Here is a 20,748-nt window from a genome sequence, read left to right on the forward strand (position 1 = left end):
AATTGCATTAGTTTACTAAATAATCTATTTTATAGTAACAGTGTGTTAAAAATGCTTTAACTAATGGAAAGTCAAAAAGAATTCAGAAAAATCGTTATTTTCATATGCATAGTAGCAGCTCTTGGTGGTTTGCTATTTGGTTTAGATCAGGGGTTTATTGCTAATGCTGGCAAAACTCTTAATCATATATATGGTATTGCAGATGGGAGTATACAAGAGGGTAATTTTAATGCTATTTTAGCTTTTGGTGGGATAGCTGGAACTCTATGCAGTGGCTTTTTTACTCGTTATTTAGGAAGGAAAAATACTTTACTAGTTGCTGGTTTTTCTTTTCTGATAGGGGCTCTTGTTTCTTCTTTATTGCCACCTATCGAAATTCTAACAGCATGTAGATTTACTTTAGGTTTTGGTGTGGGATTAGCTTCTTTTGCAACCCCTCTTTATTTGGCAGAGACAGCTCCAACCAATGTAAGAGGAGCAATGTCTACGTTATTTCAACTTATGATCACTTTTGGGATATTTTTAATATGCCTTACAAACGTGATTATAGTAGAGTTTGTAGGTCATACGAAAATCTCTCTTACCCTAATGTTTAGTGTAATAACACTGTTTGCATTTTTAATGCTTGTTGGTTGTTTCTTTTTACCAAAAAGCCCTAGATGGTTGATGTTGAAAAATAGAGAAGAAGAAGCAAGAGTTATTTTAGCTAAAACCAGAAAAAAAGATGAGGTTGAGCTAGAAATTAGTGAAATCAAGCAAAAGCTTGGAGAGAAAAAGGTTTCGATAATAGAGGCAGTTGCTAAAAAATATTTTTGGAAAATCTTATTTGTGGGTGTAGTTATCCAGATGTTTCAACAACTTGTTGGTATCAATATGATGATTTATTATGCACCTAAGTTTTTAGAAGGTGCTGGTTTAAATATTATATTAGCTGGGTTAATGGTTTTCTTTGTTAATTTCTTATCTACTTTTCCAGCGATAAAATGGGTAGAAAAATGGGGTAGAAAAAAGCTATTAACAGTAGGAGCTATAATTATGATGGTCTCTTTATTGATAGCAGCATATAGTTTTTATCTAATTGATATAAGTCATACTACTTCTAACGCTCCAAAATATGTGCTACTGGTATTTTGTTTGGTTTATATATTTGGCTTTGCATGTTCTTGGGGACCTGTTGCTTGGACTTTATGTTCTGAGATTTTTCCACAGAGAGTTCGTGAAGTAGGTCTAACTGTAACAACCATTGTAAACTGGACTTTTGTATATGTAGTTGTAAGTAATTCAAATGTAATAATGAGTGCAGGTGAATGGGGTAAACCATTATTGTTTGTGGTGTATGCTGGGTTTTGTTTACTTTCTATTATATTTCTTAAGTTTTTCGTACCTGAGACAAAAGGAATTAGCTTAGAAAAAATAGAAAGTAACTTAGTTTCTGGCTCTAAACTTAGAGATTTAGGTAAAGAATAGGAGCTAGTAGCTATAAATTTATTTACTTTGCTGACGAGCCTTCTCTTTTGCTTTTAGTTTTTTATCTTTATTTAATTCTGCTAATTTTTTAGCCTCGTCTCCCACATGAGAAAAACCATGTTCTGCTGCTAGCTGAGATTGTTTTTGACGCTCTATAAAGCGTAATTTTTGTTTTTCAGTTAATTTATTATAACAGTGGTGACAGCTTATACCTTTTTCATACTCAGACCTTTTTTTATCTTCTTCTGTTATAGGCATGCGACAAGCATAGCATTGGTCATAACTACCTTTTTCAAGATTGTGATTTACTGCAACTCTTGAGTCAAAAACAAAACATTCACCTTGCCATAGAGATTCTTCTTGAGGTACTTCTTCTAAATATTTTAGAATACCACCTTGTAGATGGTAAACCTCTTCAAAACCTTTGGCTTTCATAAGAGCCGTAGATTTTTCGCAACGAATACCTCCGGTGCAAAACATAGCTACTTTTTTGTGTTTTTTAGGGTCTAAACTTTTATCAACATATTCTGGGAATTCTCTAAAATTATCCGTATGAGGATTTATCGCATTTTTAAAAGTTCCTATTTCAATTTCGTATTCATTACGAGTATCCACTAACATTACATCTGGATCAGAAATTAATTTATTCCAATCTTTAGGTTTTACGTGTTTTCCACAGACTTTATTAGGGTCTATATCGTTTACTCCTAAAGTTACAATTTCTTTCTTGAGTTTTACTTTAGAGCGATAAAATGGCATCCTATCATGATAAGACTCTTTATAGTCGATATCTTCTAAGCGTTTATCAGTTTTTAAGTAATCAAGTAGAGCAGTTACTCCTTCGCGTGTTCCTGCTACAGTGCCATTTATTCCTTCATTTGCTAACAAAAGGGTTCCCTTGACATTATTTTTTACCATCACATCTAAAATAGGTTTCTGCATTTGTTTGTAATTTTCAAGAGTGACAAACTTATACATTGCACATACAACTATTTGTTCCATAGTTTTCCTTGTCGAATTTGTGTTTATGAGTTTTTGGAAATAAAAATTTAATTATACATGATAACGCTAATAAACACGATTCATGAACCAAATTTAGTAATAAATGTGAAGCTTCTACTAAATATAATTAAGGCTCTAACTGGTGAAAATCAATTAGCGTAGATACGAGCTTTGTTAAATAAAATGGGCCAATATAATCGAGGTGTTATCAAAAAAAGCAGCATAATTACCGCATGTTTAAATTGAGTTATAATTACATTATATTAAAACTAGTTATAATATAATATTTTTTATGTCATACTGATAAACATATTAATTATAAGTCAATAGAATGCATCATAACTGATTTGGAGGATATTACTAATGTTATATAATTTACATGTTCCTGAAGGATTTAAAGATTTTTTAAATACAATTGCAGCAGATATTTACGTTATACCATGGTCAGAGAAGCTAGTTTCTTTAGTTTATGAAAGCACAGGTTTTAAAATTGCCTTTGGTTATACAGAGTATGGATATCTTAAGTTTGGTAAAATAAAACCAACTGTAGTAAAAGAAGCTAAAGCAATAGCAGCTAAAAACCAACTGCTTCGAGACAATAAGTATATAATTCCTAAGTTGAGTGTAGATGCTTGTAAACAACAATTACAACCTGAAGAGTTAGTTAATCTAATAGATAATCCAAAAGATAATCTATTAAGACCATTTTTACCTGATATCGATGGAGGTGCATTATTATTAGTTTGTAAAGTAACTAAATTAATTTTAGCAGTATTGGTTTATGATACTCCGATAGATCATGGGTTACACTGTTACTATAATTGGGGCAATTCTGGTAATAATAAGCCTAAATATCCTAAACAAAATTTTGTTCATATATCATACCTTTACTCAAGTAATGCAGTATATAAAGAGAAACAAGAATTTGAAGGGAAAAAATCAGGATTTTTTGCTAATGGTTACGCGAGAGTTCTTCTATCTGTATTTTGCTATAATTATAAAACTGAACTTGAAAGTACAGATAAGGCTTTAGAATATTATGGAATTATGTTTAACAATCCAAACAAATATTCTCAAAACCCCAGAGCAAAAAGTGGTCTCACAATAATAGAATATAATCACAATAATGGTAAGGAAATTTTTGATAATTTGTTCAAAACATTTTGGGAAAAACAGGATTTTAATGAATTAACTAAATTTATAGAGCGTTTACATCTAATGGCTGTAAAGATCGAGAATCAAAATCTATTAAATATAGTGAAGCAACTTAAGAAAGATTTATTGATAACTAGAGAAGTAAATTTTCTTTTATCAAAAAACATTATTAATAGAAGTAGTCCATATTTTAAGAAAAAGATAAAGAGCATCACAAATTATATATCAAAAATTATAATTATAAGCAGGATTGTAAGAAGTAAGTTTAATGGGGAAAATAAGCTTAAATTTAGTAAAGATATTTTACCAGAAATAGATAAATTTTATAAATTTAAACAAACTCAAGTTTTTTCAGACCGATCTAATATAAACCTTAGCAAGGAAGTAATTGACTTACTAATTAAAGCTTTACAATATGAATCACCTTCTAAGATACCAAGAAAACCACCTGATAACCAGTGGTATGAAATAATTAATTGTAAAGATGTAAAATCTGATGGAAATTGTTTCTATAGAGCAGTATTAAGAGCAGCAAGAGATAATAATTGTGTTCATTTATTACCTACCAATAGAGGTGGTGATGAAGTAATAATCCAAGCAATGCGATATGATTTAGTACGAGTTTTTGATAGTTACGCTTTTCAGCAAGCTTTAAGGAATTCTGGATATAATGCAGGTAACTTAGCTAATATTAGGAATAGACTGATTCAGATGGGTAATTGGAATAATTCTGCTGGTGATTTATCTCCACAACTACTTTCATTATCTTACCCTGAGTTGACTATCAGAATCATCTCAGTGTATCAAGGTGGTAACAATATGCAAACTATTGGTAACGGTAACCATACAATCACATTAGGTTATACTGGCGATCATTATTTTGCGGGCCAGCTAGTAGAAAATAATGTTAGTGTGCCCAATGTGAATAAAATACAACAAAGTAGTTTAAAGGTTAATAAACCTCAAAAACTTAGCTCACCTGTTGAAAACTTATCAAAGCAATCTTCTTACAATGTAGTAGGTCAAAAAAGGAAGGGTTATGATTTATCACCTTATACTCTAGAACAGAAAATCAGAATAGACCTTAGTCAGCAGAATCAAGCCCACACAAGCGAGCTACATGATGGTGCTTTTCCAGGCTGCGGTAGAAGTTTTCCCTATCCATCGATTTTAAATGTTCATATGCGAGCACATACAGGAGCAAGACTATATGTATGTAACTCTGAGGATTGTGGTACAAGCTTTAGTACCTCAAATGAACTAAAGATACATATGCGGACACATACAGGGGAGAAATACGAGTGTGACTTTAAAGGCTGTGATTATTATACTATTCGACCAAGTGATTTAACTAAACATAAACGAAAACATACAGGAGAAAGACCATATGTGTGTAACTCTGAGGATTGTGGTACAAGCTTTAGTACCTCAACTGAACTAAAGATACATATGCGGACACATACAGGGGAGAAATATGAGTGTGACTTTGAAGGCTGCGATTATTATACTATTCGATCAAGTGATTTAATTAGACATAAGCGAAGACATACAAAAAAGAAATATGAGTGTGACTTTAAAGGATGTGATTATTACGCTACTCGACTAGGTGATTTAACTAAACATAAACGAAAACATACAGGAGAGCGGCCATATGTATGTGAAGTGTGCAATCTTACATTTACTCGAAGTGACGCTTTGAAACATCATAGGGAATCACTCCATGGATTGTAACGTTAAAATTGAGCTAGTACAACTTGATTAAACAATGTATTTAAAACACAAGTACTTATACAGGTATGAATTAGTCTAGACTTTTACAAGTAAGCTTATTAGGATCTAATATTTCTTTTAATTCTGTCTCTTTTATATCTGTTTCAGTTAAAGCAACTTCTAGTATAGATTTATTTTCTTTATAAGCTTTTTTAGCTATTTCAGCGGCTTTTTTATATCCAATATGCTCATTAAGAGCCGTAGCTAGTATAGGGTTTCTGGAGAGGGTTTTTTGTATGTTGTCTTCTCTAACTTTAAAAGTAGCTATAGCTTTTTCAGCTAAGTGTTCTGCTGAATTTGCTATTAAAGATATACTTTGAAGTAAATTGTAAGCTATAACAGGCAACATAACATTTAATTGAAATAACCCACTTTGAGCACCAATTGTAATACAAGTATCATTACCAATAACCTGAGCACAAGCCATGCATACAGCTTCTGGTATTACTGGGTTTACTTTGCCTGGCATTATGCTACTTCCAGGTTGTAGAGTTTGTAGTTCTATTTCATTGAATCCAGAGAGTGGACCACTATTCATTATCCTTAGGTCATTTGAAACTTTCATAAGCGTTGAGGCAGTACTTTTTAAGCATGAAGAAAGCTCTAAGCTGTTTTCTTGACCACTCATTAAAGCAAAATAATTTTGACTGGGTTCAAAGCTAACACCTGTAATTTCAGAAATGACCTTTGCTATTTCTTTAGCAAAATGTTTTGGTGTGTTAATTCCTGTACCAACAGCTGTCCCGCCTTGAGCTAATCTACAAAATCTAGGAATACAGTTTTGTATTCTTTGCAAATTTTCTTCAAACTGAAATCTCCAGCCCGATATTTCTTGAGAGAAATCTATGGGCATTGCATCCATTAGATGAGTTCTACCAGTTTTAACATATCCTTTTAATTCTTTTTCTTTAGTTTTACATACCTTGATAAGCTTTTCTAGCTTGGGTATTAAGTTTTTTTTGACTAATAAAAGTGAAGATACTGTTATAGCTGAAGGAATTACATCATTACTGCTTTGGCTCATATTGACATCATCATTTGGGTCTAAAGTTATTCCAAACTTTTCTTTTGCAAATCCAGAAATGACTTCATTAACATTCATATTAGTACTAGTGCCTGAGCCTGTTTGGAATATATCTAAAGGAAATTGATCACAATAATCATCACTTCTTAGCTCTTGGCAGGATTTTTGTATTGCTTGAGACTTTTCAAAAGGTAGCTTGTTTGAGTTATAGTTAACTATAGCAGCAGCTTCTTTTATATATAAGATAGCATTTATAAAATCTTTAGGCATTTCTAGATTGCTAATTTTAAAATTATCTATAGCTCTTTGGGTTTGAGCTCCATATAATGCTCCATCTTTTACAAAAACCTCACCTAGACTATCAGACATAACAGGCATATTAAAAACTCCTTGAACTATATATGGTTAGTTTAACTTGTATGTTTTGTTAGAGGTAGTATTTATTGCAAAAGAGTGGGTTGATTGGATTTAGGGTTTTATACTAGGTATTTTTTTGTTATTATTATTTACTATCAAATTATTAAAATTAATAGATTCAATTATAATGAAACTTATCACTCCACCTTAGTTCTAATTTTCTTATTCATTAAGTTTGTATCCGTAATCAGTATATAATTATACGTAAAAGCAAGCTTTTAAATTTTAAAATATTTTGAGGTAATAAATAGAAATGAAACAAGGTATTACTAATTTTTTGATGCCATTTGGTGGCAGTTATAGAGTGGATTTTTTATCTGGTTTAACCGTAGCTTTAGCTTTAGTTCCAGAAGCAGTAGCTTTTTCTTTAGTAGCAGGAGTTAATCCAACAGTAGGACTGTGGGGAGCTTTCTTTATGTGTCTAATAACAGCTATTATAGGCGGTCGTCCTGGTATGATATCTGGAGCTACTGGTTCTATGGCCGTTGTTATGGTATCTATCATGTTACTATTTCCGGGCGATCCTGTAACTGGTTTGAGTTATCTAATGGCAACAGTTTTACTTACTGGTGTTATAGAGGTTGTAATAGGGGTTTTAGGTTTGGGTAAGTTTATACGTATGATGCCTAAATCTGTGATGATAGGTTTTGTTAATGGTTTAGCAATAGTGATCTTTCTATCACAAATTGAATCATTCAAAATTTCACCGCCAGGAGTTGAGCCTTCTGTATGGATTAGTGGAATTAGTCTTTGGATTATGGTTAGTTTAGTACTTTTAGCTATGGCGATTACTCATTACTTACCTCGTTTTACAAAACTTTTGCCTTCAGCACTTACAGCTATTATAGTAGTTACATTAATTGTGATATTTATACCAATGCCAGCAGGTGTTAGTATGCCAACAGTAGGTAGTCTAATGGCAATGAGTGGGGGAAGTATATCACATAGCTTTAGTATTCCTCATATTCCTTTATCTTTAGAGACATTTAAAATCATTGTGCCGTATGCTTTTATATTAGCTATTATCGGTTTATCAGAATCTTTGATGACTTTAGTTTTTATCGATGAGCGTACGCAAACCCGTGGTAGAGGTAATAAAGAATGTATCGCTCAAGGGGTTGGAAATATCGTATCTAGCTTTTTTAAGGGTATGGGTGGTTGTGCTATGATTGGTCAAAGTATGATCAATATATCTTCTGGTGGGCGAGGGCGTTTATCAGGAATCACAGCAGGGGTATTTTTACTTATATTTATCTTATTGGCTATGCCCTTGATCAAAATAATACCTTTAGCAGCATTAATTGGTGTGATGATGATGGTTGTGATAGAAACTTTTGAATGGGCATCTTTTAAAATGATGCGTCGTGTGCCTAAAAAAGATGTGCTGTTGATTATAGTCGTGACAATTACTACAGTAATGTTTGATTTAGCAATAGCAGTTGTGATTGGTATCATTATAGCTTCATTAGTGTTTTCATGGGAAACAGCTAAGAATATTTGGGCAGAAGAGAAAACTAATGAAAATGGTGAGAAGGAATACATTGTTCACGGGCCTTTGTTCTTTAGTTCTACAACTGGTTTTAAAGGTTTATTTAAATTTGCTAAAGACCCAGAAAAAGTAATAATCGACTTTAAATACTCACGTGTAGCTGACCAGTCTGCTATAGATACTATTCAGTGGGTTGCTGATGAATATACTAAGCTTGGTAAAAAATTACACTTACGCCATTTAAATCAAGAATGTAAAATTTTACTAGGTAAAGCGGGTGATCTAGTGGAATTAAACATTTTAGAAGATGAAGATTACCATATTGCGACAGATAGATTGGCTTAGTAGTTGTTTAGTTTTTATACCAACCAAAAGCATTATATAATTGAGCTTTTCAAAATAAATCCATCTGCTTATCATCAATTTCACCGAGTCTAATACCAATTCCTATTAGACGGATAGGGTTTTTTTGCTTTTTATATAATTCTATTATTAGGTCTAAAAAAAGTTTTTTATCTATAATCTTAGAGATTCTCGCCATACTTCTTTTATTAAATTGAGTATCGGTAAATTTTATAAATACACCAATTATGCGACGGTAGTATGCATTAGATATACGACTAGTTAATTTTTTATATAAACCAGGTAATTTCTCTAAGCATTCATCTAGTGTGTTTAAATCATTTTGATAAGTATTTTCAACACTTATGGATTTACGGATACGAATAGTGTTAACTATACGATTATCAATACCTCTAGCATAGTTATATAGACTACTACCAAATTTACCAAATTTTTCTGTAAGTATGTTTAAGCTAAGTTGCTGTAACTGTGAGCAAGTCTCAACGTTCATGCTTTTTAGCTTTTCTTGAGATACTTTACCAACTCCGAAAAGTTTCTTAACAGGTAAGTCTTTTATAAAATCGTCAACTTGTTCTGGCGTTATTACATATAGACCATTTGGCTTATTAATATCACTAGCTATTTTTGCTAAAAGTTTATTTGGGGCTATTCCAGCAGAGCCAGTTAAGCCAGTTTTTTCAAATATTTGTTTTTTTATTGCTTGAGCAATTAGAGTGGCACTATTTTTATATTCTACAACATCTGTAACATCAAGATACGCTTCATCAAGAGATAATGGCTCAACTTTATCTGTAAAAGAATAAAATATTTTTCTAATAGTAGCGGAAGCTGCTTTATATTTTGCGAAATCTGTATTTAAAAGTATAAGGTTAGGACATTTTTGCATAGCTATAGACGTCGGCATAGCTGAATGTACACCGTATTTACGTGCGATATAGTTGCAAGTTGATATTACACCACGTTTGGGATTTGTGCCACCAACAGCAAAAGGCTTATCTTTTAAGTTTGGATTTGCTTTTTCTTCTACTTGAGCGAAGAAATAATCCATATCAATATGTATAATTTTTCTTACCCTACTCATGGTTTTTTATTTATAAATACCTGCAAAAGGATCTATGCTAGAGTCTTCATACCAGTTATATTCTATTTCTATACTTTTTTGTTTTGCTGCCTCATAACCTAGTAAATCTGCAACAAATCCCAAACTCATATCTATGCCTGCACTAACTCCTGAGCTTGTATAGATATTACCGTCTTTAACCCATCTTGCCTTATCTATCCATATAACATCAGCAGCTATAGATTTTGTCCAGTTTAGAGCTTTCTTATTTGAGGTGGCTTTTTTACCATCAAGTAACTTTGTTTGGGAAAATAAAGAAGAACCAGTACAGACCGTAAAAATATATTTAGCATTATTTGCTAGCCTAGTAAGTTCAGCTATCAACTTTTTATTATGAATTAGCTGACGAGTACCCATACCACCCGGTATAAATAAAATATAATTTTTAGAAGTTATCTTAGAGAAATCTTTAGTGTTTATTTCTACTGCTTGACTACTAGTGACTATACCACCATTAATTGAATAATAGTTTGGTCCAAAATCGCCTTTGAAGCTTCCTAAGACCTCAATTGGACCAAATACATCTAAGGTTTCAAAATCATCATATAAGATAGTTACTATCTCTAACATACTTTTTTATTAAACTTTTTATTTATTTTTTATTTATAAATAGTACAGTAAAGTAAGCAGTTTTTATATCGTCTTTTTTAGTTTAAAATATCAATAAAAACATTGCCTACAGTGAGATACTAAAATTAATCCAGCGTGACTTTTTTATAAGGGATTAACTATATATAATTGTTTCTAATAAATATAAAAAGTACAAATAAATGATTTTTTTTAAAAATGTATCTTATCAAGTTGAGATAAAAGAGTTATTTAATGATATTAACTTTTCTATTTTCCAAAATCAAAAAATAGGTTTAGTTGGTAAGAATGGTACCGGTAAAACTACACTTTTCAACTTGATACAAGCAAATATTTCACCTGATAAAGGTGATATAGAGCTAGCTAAAAATACGCGTATAGTTACTGTTAAACAGGAAGTTGATGATTTTGAAGCTACAGTTATAGACTATGTGATTAATGGTGTTGAATCTCTAAGATCTTTAAAACATAAGATGGCAGAAGCTTTAGATAAAGAAGATTTTGTTGAGTATTCTACGTGCCATGAGGAATATGAATCGTTAGGAGGCTATTCTATAGAGTCTCAAGCTAGTAAGCTTTTAGCAGGCTTAGGGTTTAGTATTAGTCAATTAGAACAAAAAGTAAAAGAGCTATCTGGTGGTTGGCAGATAAGGTTAAACCTTGCTCAAGCACTTTTACAAGAGTCAGATATTTTGCTACTTGATGAACCTACAAACCATTTAGACTTAGATGCAGTTTTATGGTTAGAGCAATATTTGCAAGAATATAAAGGTTCTTTGTTGCTTATTTCGCATGATAGGATTTTTTTAGACAATGTTGTTAAGCAGGTTTTTCACATAGATGAAAAAAAGATAGTTGCATATACTGGTAATTATTCATCTTTTGAAAAACAATCGTATGAACAAAAAGTACTTCAACAAAAGCAATTTGAAAAACAACAAAAGCATATAGAGCACTTAGAGAGTTTTATTAATCGCTTTAAGGCTAAAGCTTCAAAAGCCAAGCAAGCTCAAAGCCGAGTCAAAATGCTTGATAAAATCCAACGCATAGAAGCTGTAAAAACTGAGTCAGAATTTAGTTTTGAGTTTAAGCAACCAAAAGAGCGTTTAAATGGCACACTTGTCAGTTTACAAAATGCAGATTTGGGATACTTTCAAAATAAGGTTTTAAATAATATAAATTTGGTTATTTATAATGAAATGCGTATAGGGCTTTTGGGTCTAAATGGTGCTGGTAAATCAACACTGATTAAATCTCTAATTGGTGAAATAGATATACTTTCAGGTAAGATTGAAAAGCATCCAAACCTTAGAGTAGGCTATTTTTCACAGCATTCTTTGGATATGTTAGATATGCAAGCTAGTCCTTTGTTACATATGCAAAGGCTAGATACGAAAGCTACCCAAGAAAAACTTAGAACATTTCTGGGGAGTTTTAACTTTACGGGAGATAAAGCTTTAGCTAAAGTAGACAGTTTTTCTGGTGGTGAAAAAGCAAGGTTAGCTTTGGCGATGATAGTCTATCAAGAACCAAACTTTTTGCTACTTGATGAACCTACAAACCATTTAGATATTGGCGTACGTGAAGCTTTGACAGTAGCGTTGCAAAGCTTCCAAGGAGCTATTATTCTTGTCTCGCATGATAGGTTTTTGTTAGAGTCTACGGTTGATGAGTATATGCTGGTTGGGCAGGGTGAAGTTAAAGTTTTTGACGGTGATATGCATGATTATTACAAGTATATTTTAGAAATTAAAAAGCTTGAGAATAATGTCTCCGCAAAATCCCAAAGTGTAGATGTTAAAAAGGAAAATTGTAAGTTTTCAGCAGATAAAAGAAAACAGGTTAAACCTCTCCAAGACAAAGTTAAAAAATTAGAAAAAAGTTTAGATAAGCTACAACAACAAAATCTAGTTATAGAGAAACAATTACAAAACCAAAATTTATATGGTAATAAAGAAAAATTACAGGAAACTCTTATAGAGCATGTAAACCTAAAAGAGCTATTAGAGGAAACAGAGTTACAATGGTTTAAGGCTTTAGAAGAGTTAGAATCCACAAGGGAATAATAGTTAAACCAAAACCTAGTTACTATTTTTAACCACTTTGATTATTAGTTTTTATTATGTTAAGTTAATAAGTACCCTTAATATAAAAAACTAAAAAAATGATAGAACGTAATAAAGGCGCATATGCGCCAGTATTTTATCCTGCTATTATTTTAGCAATAACCTTTTCCTTAATGGGTATATTTGCCCCAACTGTATTCTCAAAATATATGGGAGTAGTACAAAATTTAATTTTAAGTAACCTAGGGTGGCTATATATACTAGGGATGAGTATATTTGTTTGTTTATGCATATTTCTAATGTTTAGCAGATTTGGGGATATAAAATTAGGTCAAGAACATGACTTACCTCAATACGGTAATATTTCTTGGTTTGCTATGCTTTTTGCTGCGGGTATGGGTATTGGACTTATGTTTTACGGTGTTGCAGAACCTTTGCAACACTATCTAGCTCCACCTGATCAGTCACTAGACCAATTTTATTTAGCACAAGAAGCTATGAATATTACTTTCTTTCACTGGGGAGTAGAGGCTTGGTCTGTCTATGCTATAGTTGGGTTATCATTGGCCTACTTTGCATATCGTCATGACTTGCCATTATTGCCTAGGTCTATACTATACCCAATATTAGGCAAGCATATTTATGGCCCTATAGGCCATGCTGTAGATGTATTTGCTATACTAGGTACACTTTTTGGAGTTGCTACATCCTTAGGCTTTGGTGCTATGCAAGTTAGTGCCGGAATGAGTTTTTTAGTGGGACTTCCAGATAATGTAAACATGCAGATTATCTACATAATATTTATTGTTTTTCTAGCTACAGTTTCAGTAGCCTTAGGGCTAGATAAAGGAATCAAACTTCTTAGTAATTTTAATATTATCTTAGCATTAGCGTTACTAGCTTTTGTATTGTTTTTTGGCCACACTACAGACCTTATAAAAGATTATTTCCAAAACATAGGTTATTACTTAAGCACTATTGTTAATAAAACTTTTAATTTATATGCTTACAATAAAAACAATCAGACTTGGTTAAAAAGTTGGACTTTATTTTATTGGGGTTGGTGGATAGCTTGGTCGCCGTTTGTTGGGATATTTATTGCTAAAGTTTCAAAAGGTAGAACTATTAGAGAATTTGTCGTAGGCGTTTTATTTATTCCGGTTGGTTTTACATTTTTATGGATGACTATTTTCGGTAATTCAGCTATTAATATAGTTATGAGTGGGGCAGGCTCAGAGCTAATAAATGCTTCTCAAAATAATATTCCTGTAGCTTTATTTGAGTTTTTAAGATTTTTTCCATTTTCTACTTTTGCGTCTATTTTAGCTGTATTTTTGGTTATAACATTTTTTGTAACTTCAGCAGATAGTGGCTCTTTAGTGATAGATATACTAGCAACAGGTAATGCTAAAGAATCAATTACAGCTCACCGTGTTTCTTGGTCCATACTAAGTGGTTTGCTAGCTATATCTTTACTCTTAGCAGGAGGTTTGCAAGCACTGCAAGCTGCAACTATAATCAGTGCTTTTCCATTATTATTTATACTTTTTTTTATGTGTATATCTCTTATAAAGAGTTTAAGGTTAGATTTTTTACGTATAAAGAGTATCGAAACTCACTCAACAGTTGTTCAGTATGTTAAGGCAAATACATCTTGGCAAGACAGGTTAGCAGCTATAGTTAACAAACCAACAAAAAACCAAGCCCGAGAGTTTCTAAAAGAAATTGTAAAACCAGCTATACTAGAAGTAGCTAATAAAATGCAACAAACTGGGTTAGATACAAAAGTAGACTTAGGAAAAGAGCAAATTCATTTGGTAATTTCTAAGATAAATTCAGATAATTTTGTATATACAGTTATGCTTAGAGTTTATGACTCCCCTAGTTATAGAGATGATGATATTGATAAATATACTAGAGTGGAAGTTTTTCTAAGCCATGGTGGTCAGTATTATGACATTATGGGTTACTCAAAAGAGCAGGTTATAGCTGATATTATTAATCAATATGATAAGCATCTTCATTATTTACACCTAGCCGTAGCAGATAAGGATATTGTTAACTAATTTTCTTTAAAATTTTTTAAAATAGTATCACGAAATTATTAATTTCTGCCTTAAGCTCTCAAACAAATATATCGTAGCAGCTTGAGCCACATTTAATGATTCTATATTACTAAGTGTTGGAATCATAGTTTTTTGTCCAAGTGAGAAATCTACTATTCCATTAGCTTCTTCACCAAAAACTAAAATACTATTATTAAGCTTAAAACTTTGGTCATAACATGATATTCCCTCATGTGGAGTTGTTAGCCATATTTGACGTTGTTTTATTTGTGGATGATTACAAAGTTCTTTTAAACTTTCAAAGTAGCCGAAAGTTAAACTAAATTGAGCGCCCATGCCAGCGCGTATTGCTTTAGGATTAAAGGGATCTACAGTACCATTTATAAGAGCAACTTCGGTTAGCCCAACAGCAATAGCAGTGCGTAATATTGTCCCCATATTGCCAGGATCTTGGATACGATCTAAGACTAATAAAAAATCATCATTAAATTTTAGATCCTTAACCTCTGGTTTATATGCAAGTAGCATGATTCCCTGGGAGTTATGTGTTTGAGAAAGCTCAGTAAACTCTTTTTCAGAAACGATAAATTTTTGCTCTATATCGTAGCTTTCATTATCACTTTCTCTGGTCAATATAAGTGCTGCAATTTGGGTTTTATCGAGCCTAACTAATGCTTCTTGGCAACACCTAAGCCCTTCAATAATATAGAATTGCGATTTTTTTCTACCTTGGTTTGAGTGTAATTTCTTTATTTCTTTTTGGAGCTTTTGAGTCAGAGTTTGCATTTGAGACAGTATGTTTTTTACTTTTACAGTTATTGTATGTTTTTTACTTATTAGTTTAAATAGCAATATTAATCATAGGATTGTTATAAACGGATTACTATTTGAAGCCGGTAATTAAATATTTAGTATATGGAGATGTAAACTGCGCTTTTTCAAATATTTTTGCCTTATTATTATTTGCCTAATTTCAGCTTTCAACAGTTCCATTATGGACACTTGTAAATAACTTTTCTTTATAAGGTTTAATGTTTTACCAAAATCAAATCTTTTGAATTTATAGCTAAACTTATTGCCAATGAGGTATGTTGTTAAGAACTTTCATTGATTTTGTGAGATTATTGCTTATAAAATTTCTATTAAAAGAAAGAAGACTAATAAGCAAACTATAATCTTCTTTTTTTTTCATTTTCTCAGGTTTGTAGTTTTGCGCCCATTTTAATAGTTGGTTTTTAAAAATTTTGCGACTACCTTTATATTCTTGCATTATATAATTTGCATAACTATTATCATGGTCATTAATCTTTAAATAGACAGCAACTGTATCTGCATGACCATTTTGTAAAGCGATGTAAAGTCCAGGGAATTTATCTTTGTCTTTAGCAGCCAATAACTTTATTTTTTTAGCAAGGCTAATATCACTAATACTATTTATGGCTTTAATATAAGCTGTAACAGCTGCTGCATGACCCTTTCGTAAAGCCGCGTAAAGCCCAGGGAACTTATCTTTGTTTTTAGCAGCCAATAACTCTATTTTCTTAGCGGTGTTAATACCACTAATACTATTTATAGCGTTAATATAAGCTGTAACAGCTGCTGCATGGCCCTCTCGTAAAGCCGCGTAAAGCCCAGGGAACTTATCTTTGTTTTTAGCAGCCAATAACTCTATTTTCTTAGCGGTGTTAATACCACTAATACTATTTATGGCTTTAATATAAGCTGTAACAGCTGCTGCATGGCCCTCTCGTAAAGCCGCGTAAAGCCCAGGGAACTTATCTTTGTTTTTAGCAGCCAATAACTCTATTTTCTTAGCGGTGTTAATACCACTAATACTATTTATGGCTTTAATATAAGCTGTAACAGCTGCTGCATGGCCCTCTCGTAAAGCCGCGTAAAGCCCAGGGAACTTATCTTTGTTTTTAGCAGCCAATAACTCTATTTTCTTAGCGGTGTTAATACCACTAATACTATTTATAGCGTTAATATAAGCTGTAATAGCTGTTGCATGACCATGTTGTTGTAAAGCTATGTAAAGCCCAGGGAACTCATCTTTGCTAGCAGCCAATAGTTCTATTTTCTTATCAACGCTAATATCATTAATACTATTTATGACGTTAATATAAGCTGTAACAGCTGATGCATGACCCTTTCGTAAAGCCGCGTAAAGCCCAGGGAACTTATCTTTGTTTTTAGCAGCCAATAACTCTATTTTCTTAGCGGTGTTAATACCACTAATACTATTTATAGCGTTAATATAAGCTGTAACAGCTGCTGTATGCCCATTATTTAAAGCGATGTAAAGCCCAGGGAACTCATCTTTGCTAGCAGCCAATAGTTCTATTTTCTTATCAACGCTAATATCATTAATACTATTTATGACGTTAATATAAGCTGTAACAGCTGATGCATGACCCTTTCGTAAAGCTAAATATAATAATCCAGCATCGTTACTTTTGGTGATTGGTAATAAATTTTTCCAATAATCTTTTTTAGATTCGTCAAAACCCTCCTCTGGAACAACCAGGTTATCACCAGATTGTTCTATTCCAAATACTAAAATAGAAATGGCATACTCTTGATTAGCGTCTGAAATTGTTTCCCTAAATAAGGATTCTAATATATTATTTGCATTTTGCAAACGAAGGTCAGAAAAGGTAAGTCGCTTATATGTGTCATGGTTAATTAAATGGTAACCCATTTCATTTGAACCGCCAATTGCAATACTATGACCAGCTCTGGAAAGTAAACATGCAGTAGGTTTTTCATTAATTAAGAATTTTTTTATTAAACCCCATGCATTATTTTTAGTATAGAGACCTAAGTGTTTCTTTATTAAACAAATAGAATTATCTTTCTGTCTTTCTTTTACTTGTTCACCGAATAAAGTTAAGTTAAAGTTTGTTGCACTATTACTACGCTTTAGCACTTTATTTTCTTGTATACTTCCACGGTTACCTATGTTTGACATGGTACGACGAAGGTTTGGCCTGTTTTCTTGCGAGTGTTTTGGTTGTTTAAACAACTCCCTACCACGATTATAATCTTGGTGTGTAAATGGTTTATTATCTCCATCCCAGGTATTAAAGTTTTTATTCCATACCGCCTCTTCTTCTGTACTAAGGTTTTGTGGGCTTTCTAAGCCAAAATATATTGCTATCCCCTCAAGCCAAGGTCTTATGCTTAATAACTTATCTATTGCAATAAGACTTTGTTGAGGTTGTAGGTTGACTTTATTAGCTCTTCTGATTATCTCTGCTTTGTTAATATCACGAACTAATAGCTCGATGGTAAAAAACTCTTTTAACTTTTTTAATCCTTCTTTGCTAGGTATTATTAAAGGTGGTGAAATTGAATTAATTTCATTTGCAATTTCAGCTGGTATTTTGCCTGATATAAATTCATCAATAATACCTTCACTATAGTGAAAACTATACTCTTTAGTTTTACTGTTGATATATATAGTCTTTAGTTTATAGCTATTAGGAGGTGAATCAACGATTATAATATTATAACTTATTAACTTAGCATCATATCCATTAATAAACCTTAATCTATTAACATACGTATTAATATCGTTTCTAATAATAGCTTGTATTGCCATAAAAGCTATACCATAACACATTCCACCTTCCTCAGCAGTGTATCCAAGGCGTTTCATTAAAAAAATACTAATCATATTCGCAATTTATATACAATATTAAAATAATTATATTATTATACATTATTTAAAAATAAATAAAATAAAATAAAATACAATCAAATAGTTAAAATTTTATAAAATTGTTTAATGTAAACATAACATTAGTGTCTTTTATATAGCTATTTTTAAATTAAGAGCTCTGATTAAGTATAAAAGTACGTTACACTATTTTTTTTTAATAAACAGTGTATAAAAGTTTAGTTACGTTTGTAAGAATATTTAGTTACTTATTCCTTTTATTTTGAAATTTTGTAGATACACACATACCTGCTAATACTCCAGTTATAATAATTGCTATCATAATAGTTGCTAGAGCGTTAATTTCAGGGTACAAAAGTGTATCCAGGTGTTAAGGGCTTATCAAGTTACAATACTTTTTCAACTTCAATAGTTTTAGATTCTTTAGTACATTCAGGTTTCTTAGGCAGTACTACCCAAAGCATCCCTTTTTTAAATGATGCTTTAGCTTTATCAACATCTACTGTATCAGGTAAAGATAGACTACGTTCATAACTACCATAATTAATTTCACGCATCATATAGTTTTTATCTTTATCTTGCCTAGAGGTGGTTTTTTCTCCTTTAACTGTTAAAATTCCGTTGTCTATGGAAACTTTAATGTCATCCTCTCCTAATCCTGGCATTTCAATTTCAATTTTAAGTTGATTTTTTTCATCAACAACATCTACAGCAGGGCAAAGAGATAAGTCTTCAAAACGTTCAATAGAGGAGCTAAATGGTTCAAACCATTCATAGATATTATTAAATGCCTTATTAAACTCGTTTTGTGCTGTTGACCAGAATGGTGTATTCTTACGCTGACCTAAATTAATAGGAACATTTTTCTTAGTAGCTAGCAAATTCATAATTACCTCCTATTGGTAGTGTTAGAAAAGCAACTACTATTATTCTCTATTTTTCCCAAGGGCGTCATTGATTAAAATCAAGGAAGGTACACAAAAAGTTAGTTAAATTTTAAGTTACTAATTTAACGTAAGGAGAAGGTAATTATGAAAATAGCAAATTTGATGACAAAGGAGCCTATAACTTTAAATGAAAGCGCAACTGTATTAGAGGCTGTTAAGGAAATGGAAGAATCTAACTGTGGTATTTTGCCGATAGTCGATGACGATAAGGATATTAAAGGTGTTATCACTGATAGAGACATTATAGTCAGAGCGATAGCAAAAAATAAAAACCTAGAGAAAACCTGTATCACAGAAGTTATGAGTAAGAATCCAGTCTTTTGTGAAGAAGAGGATTCATTACAGCATGCTGTTTCTCAAATGACTCGCCACAATATACGCCGCGTATTGATAAAAAATAAAAATGGGGCTTTCTGTGGTATTTTATCTCTTATAGATGTTATTCATCGTGTAAAAGATAAGACTTCATTAGCCGACTTATTTAAAGATGCTAATGCAGAATCATAGTTTATAATTATAAATACTAATCAATTGGTAAGTTACAAGGAAATGTTTTTGAGCAATGTTGGCAGACATAAGAGATTAACTTTTTAGGTTGGGGGATATTAACATATTCCCCCTTAATTTGAACATTACAACGAGTATAAAGTTTGCTAATTGCTCTTGAAAAAGTCTCTGGTCTCATACCAAGTTTTAAGGCTAATATGTTTTTTGGATAGGGTAAATGTATAGTAGAGCTTTTCTGATAATTAGTATTAACATTGTTATTTAATCTTAATAAAAAACACCCTACACGCTGCATAGCGTTCTGGATAGATAGATGTTCAATATGTGCATTCAATAAAAGTTGCTTTTGCGACATTTTTTGTAAAAAGCTAAATGATAAATTGCTATCTAACGTTAACAATAGTTTTAATTTATCAAGAGGCAAAGTAAAACCCTTAAGATCAGAAATGGCATGTGCCATATAAGCTTCTTCTCTAGATGAGGTTGTAATAAGTGATTCACCGTAATAATGATCCTGTGAAAGGATATCAATAATAATTTCTTCACCATCAACACTTACTCTAAAAAGTTTTAACCAGCCATTAGTTACATACAGAAAAGTTTGTAAACTCTGGTCATAATCCATAACTAAAGTATTTTTCCTATAAAAAAAACTCGTTGAAATTTCTGAAAGCTTCTCAAGTGTAGTATTTGATGCTTGAGAGAATAGCTCAATAGTCTTTAAAAAACTTATCTGCATAACCATCTTCTCCCCCATATAGTTATCAAATATAAAAGTGTGCAATTTTATCCTTTTTGCTATAGAGTAGTAATTCACTATAAAATTTTCATGCTAAATTTATTTTGGTATTTCAATTTAATCAACTCTTAAAAGCAAGTTTTGAATCATGAATTTTTCTCTTATAGTGCATGTTTGTTTTTATAGAAATTAGTTTTATACGTTAGTAAATAGTCGATTATTAGATGGAATTATTGACTAAAATAAAAGATTTATAAATACATTTTCTAGCAAAAAGTTAAAATTAAAAGTCGTGAGAACTTTCAGGTACTGTTGCAAACTAAAATTATATGTTTCTCACTGTGTT

At 31.8% G+C, this 20,748-nt stretch carries 14 protein-coding genes and 1 pseudogene; 6 read left to right on the forward strand and 9 right to left on the reverse strand.

From position 1 onward, the window contains the following. Nucleotides 1-63: 63 nt before the first annotated feature. Nucleotides 64-1,467, forward strand: a complete 1,404-nt coding sequence (locus FRA_RS03300) for a sugar porter family MFS transporter (RefSeq protein WP_035718851.1) — start codon at nt 64-66, stop codon at nt 1,465-1,467. 18 nt (nt 1,468-1,485) lie between these two features. Here the strand turns inward: FRA_RS03300 and trhO are convergent, their stop codons facing one another. Continuing rightward, entirely contained in the window at nt 1,486-2,469 is a 984-nt protein-coding gene (gene trhO / locus FRA_RS03305) for an oxygen-dependent tRNA uridine(34) hydroxylase TrhO (RefSeq protein WP_035718853.1), read from the reverse strand. Nucleotides 2,470-2,832: 363 nt separating this feature from the next. Between trhO and FRA_RS03310 the strand changes: the two genes are divergently transcribed. Next, on the forward strand, nt 2,833-5,355 hold the full coding sequence (locus FRA_RS03310; RefSeq protein WP_035718855.1) for a C2H2-type zinc finger protein: 2,523 nt from the start codon (nt 2,833-2,835) through the stop codon (nt 5,353-5,355). A 70-nt stretch (nt 5,356-5,425) separates the two neighbouring features. Here FRA_RS03310 and FRA_RS03315 read toward each other — a convergent pair whose 3' ends face one another. Continuing rightward, nucleotides 5,426-6,796, reverse strand: a complete 1,371-nt coding sequence (locus FRA_RS03315; protein WP_035718856.1) for a class II fumarate hydratase — start codon at nt 6,794-6,796, stop codon at nt 5,426-5,428. Nucleotides 6,797-7,088: 292 nt separating this feature from the next. Here FRA_RS03315 and FRA_RS03320 point away from each other — a divergent pair, with 292 nt between their 5' ends. Then, complete coding sequence (locus tag FRA_RS03320; protein ID WP_081835912.1) at nt 7,089-8,669, forward strand: SulP family inorganic anion transporter; 1,581 nt, start codon at nt 7,089-7,091, stop codon at nt 8,667-8,669. 49 nt (nt 8,670-8,718) lie between these two features. Here the strand turns inward: FRA_RS03320 and dinB are convergent, their stop codons facing one another. Next, the gene (dinB, locus tag FRA_RS03325; RefSeq protein WP_035718857.1) at nt 8,719-9,768 is read right to left on the reverse strand and encodes a DNA polymerase IV; all 1,050 of its coding nucleotides are present in this window, start codon (nt 9,766-9,768) and stop codon (nt 8,719-8,721) included. Nucleotides 9,769-9,774: 6 nt separating this feature from the next. After that, nucleotides 9,775-10,377, reverse strand: coding sequence for a DJ-1/PfpI family protein (locus FRA_RS03330; protein WP_035718859.1), 603 nt, complete (start codon nt 10,375-10,377; stop codon nt 9,775-9,777). 200 nt (nt 10,378-10,577) lie between these two features. On the opposite strand from FRA_RS03330, the gene FRA_RS03335 reads away from it, so the two are divergent. Together FRA_RS03335 and FRA_RS03340 are read left to right on the forward strand one after the other, a co-directional pair. Continuing rightward, nucleotides 10,578-12,461, forward strand: a complete 1,884-nt coding sequence (locus FRA_RS03335; RefSeq protein WP_035718862.1) for an ABC-F family ATP-binding cassette domain-containing protein — start codon at nt 10,578-10,580, stop codon at nt 12,459-12,461. Between the two features lie 101 nt (nt 12,462-12,562). Beyond that, nucleotides 12,563-14,527, forward strand: coding sequence for a BCCT family transporter (locus tag FRA_RS03340; protein ID WP_035718869.1), 1,965 nt, complete (start codon nt 12,563-12,565; stop codon nt 14,525-14,527). Nucleotides 14,528-14,554: 27 nt separating this feature from the next. On the opposite strand, the gene FRA_RS03345 is transcribed toward FRA_RS03340, so the two are convergent. The 4 genes and pseudogenes from FRA_RS03345 to FRA_RS03360 all read right to left on the reverse strand — a co-directional run bounded on the left by FRA_RS03345 (nt 14,555) and on the right by FRA_RS03360 (nt 19,096). Continuing rightward, nucleotides 14,555-15,313, reverse strand: coding sequence for a TrmH family RNA methyltransferase (locus FRA_RS03345; protein ID WP_035718864.1), 759 nt, complete (start codon nt 15,311-15,313; stop codon nt 14,555-14,557). Between the two features lie 286 nt (nt 15,314-15,599). After that, nucleotides 15,600-18,188 carry a hypothetical protein gene (locus tag FRA_RS03350; RefSeq protein ID WP_464110839.1) on the reverse strand — a complete coding sequence of 863 codons (2,589 nt, stop codon included), beginning with the start codon at nt 18,186-18,188 and terminating at the stop codon, nt 15,600-15,602. Between the two features lie 265 nt (nt 18,189-18,453). Beyond that, nucleotides 18,454-18,558 (reverse strand): annotated as a pseudogene (locus FRA_RS03355) (putrescine ABC transporter permease PotI); the annotation flags it as partial. Between the two features lie 37 nt (nt 18,559-18,595). Continuing rightward, a complete protein-coding gene (locus FRA_RS03360; protein ID WP_035718875.1) occupies nt 18,596-19,096 on the reverse strand; it encodes an Hsp20/alpha crystallin family protein in 501 nt (166 codons plus the stop codon). Between the two features lie 144 nt (nt 19,097-19,240). On the opposite strand from FRA_RS03360, the gene FRA_RS03365 reads away from it, so the two are divergent. Further along, nucleotides 19,241-19,663, forward strand: coding sequence for a CBS domain-containing protein (locus FRA_RS03365; RefSeq protein ID WP_035718878.1), 423 nt, complete (start codon nt 19,241-19,243; stop codon nt 19,661-19,663). Nucleotides 19,664-19,679: 16 nt separating this feature from the next. Here FRA_RS03365 and FRA_RS03370 read toward each other — a convergent pair whose 3' ends face one another. After that, nucleotides 19,680-20,447, reverse strand: coding sequence for a Crp/Fnr family transcriptional regulator (locus FRA_RS03370; protein WP_155960862.1), 768 nt, complete (start codon nt 20,445-20,447; stop codon nt 19,680-19,682). Between the last annotated feature and the right edge of the window lie 301 nt (nt 20,448-20,748).

The organism is Allofrancisella heilbronnii (assembly GCF_000710735.2).
GTDB classification, from domain to species: Bacteria; Pseudomonadota; Gammaproteobacteria; order Francisellales; family Francisellaceae; genus Francisella; species Francisella frigidaquae.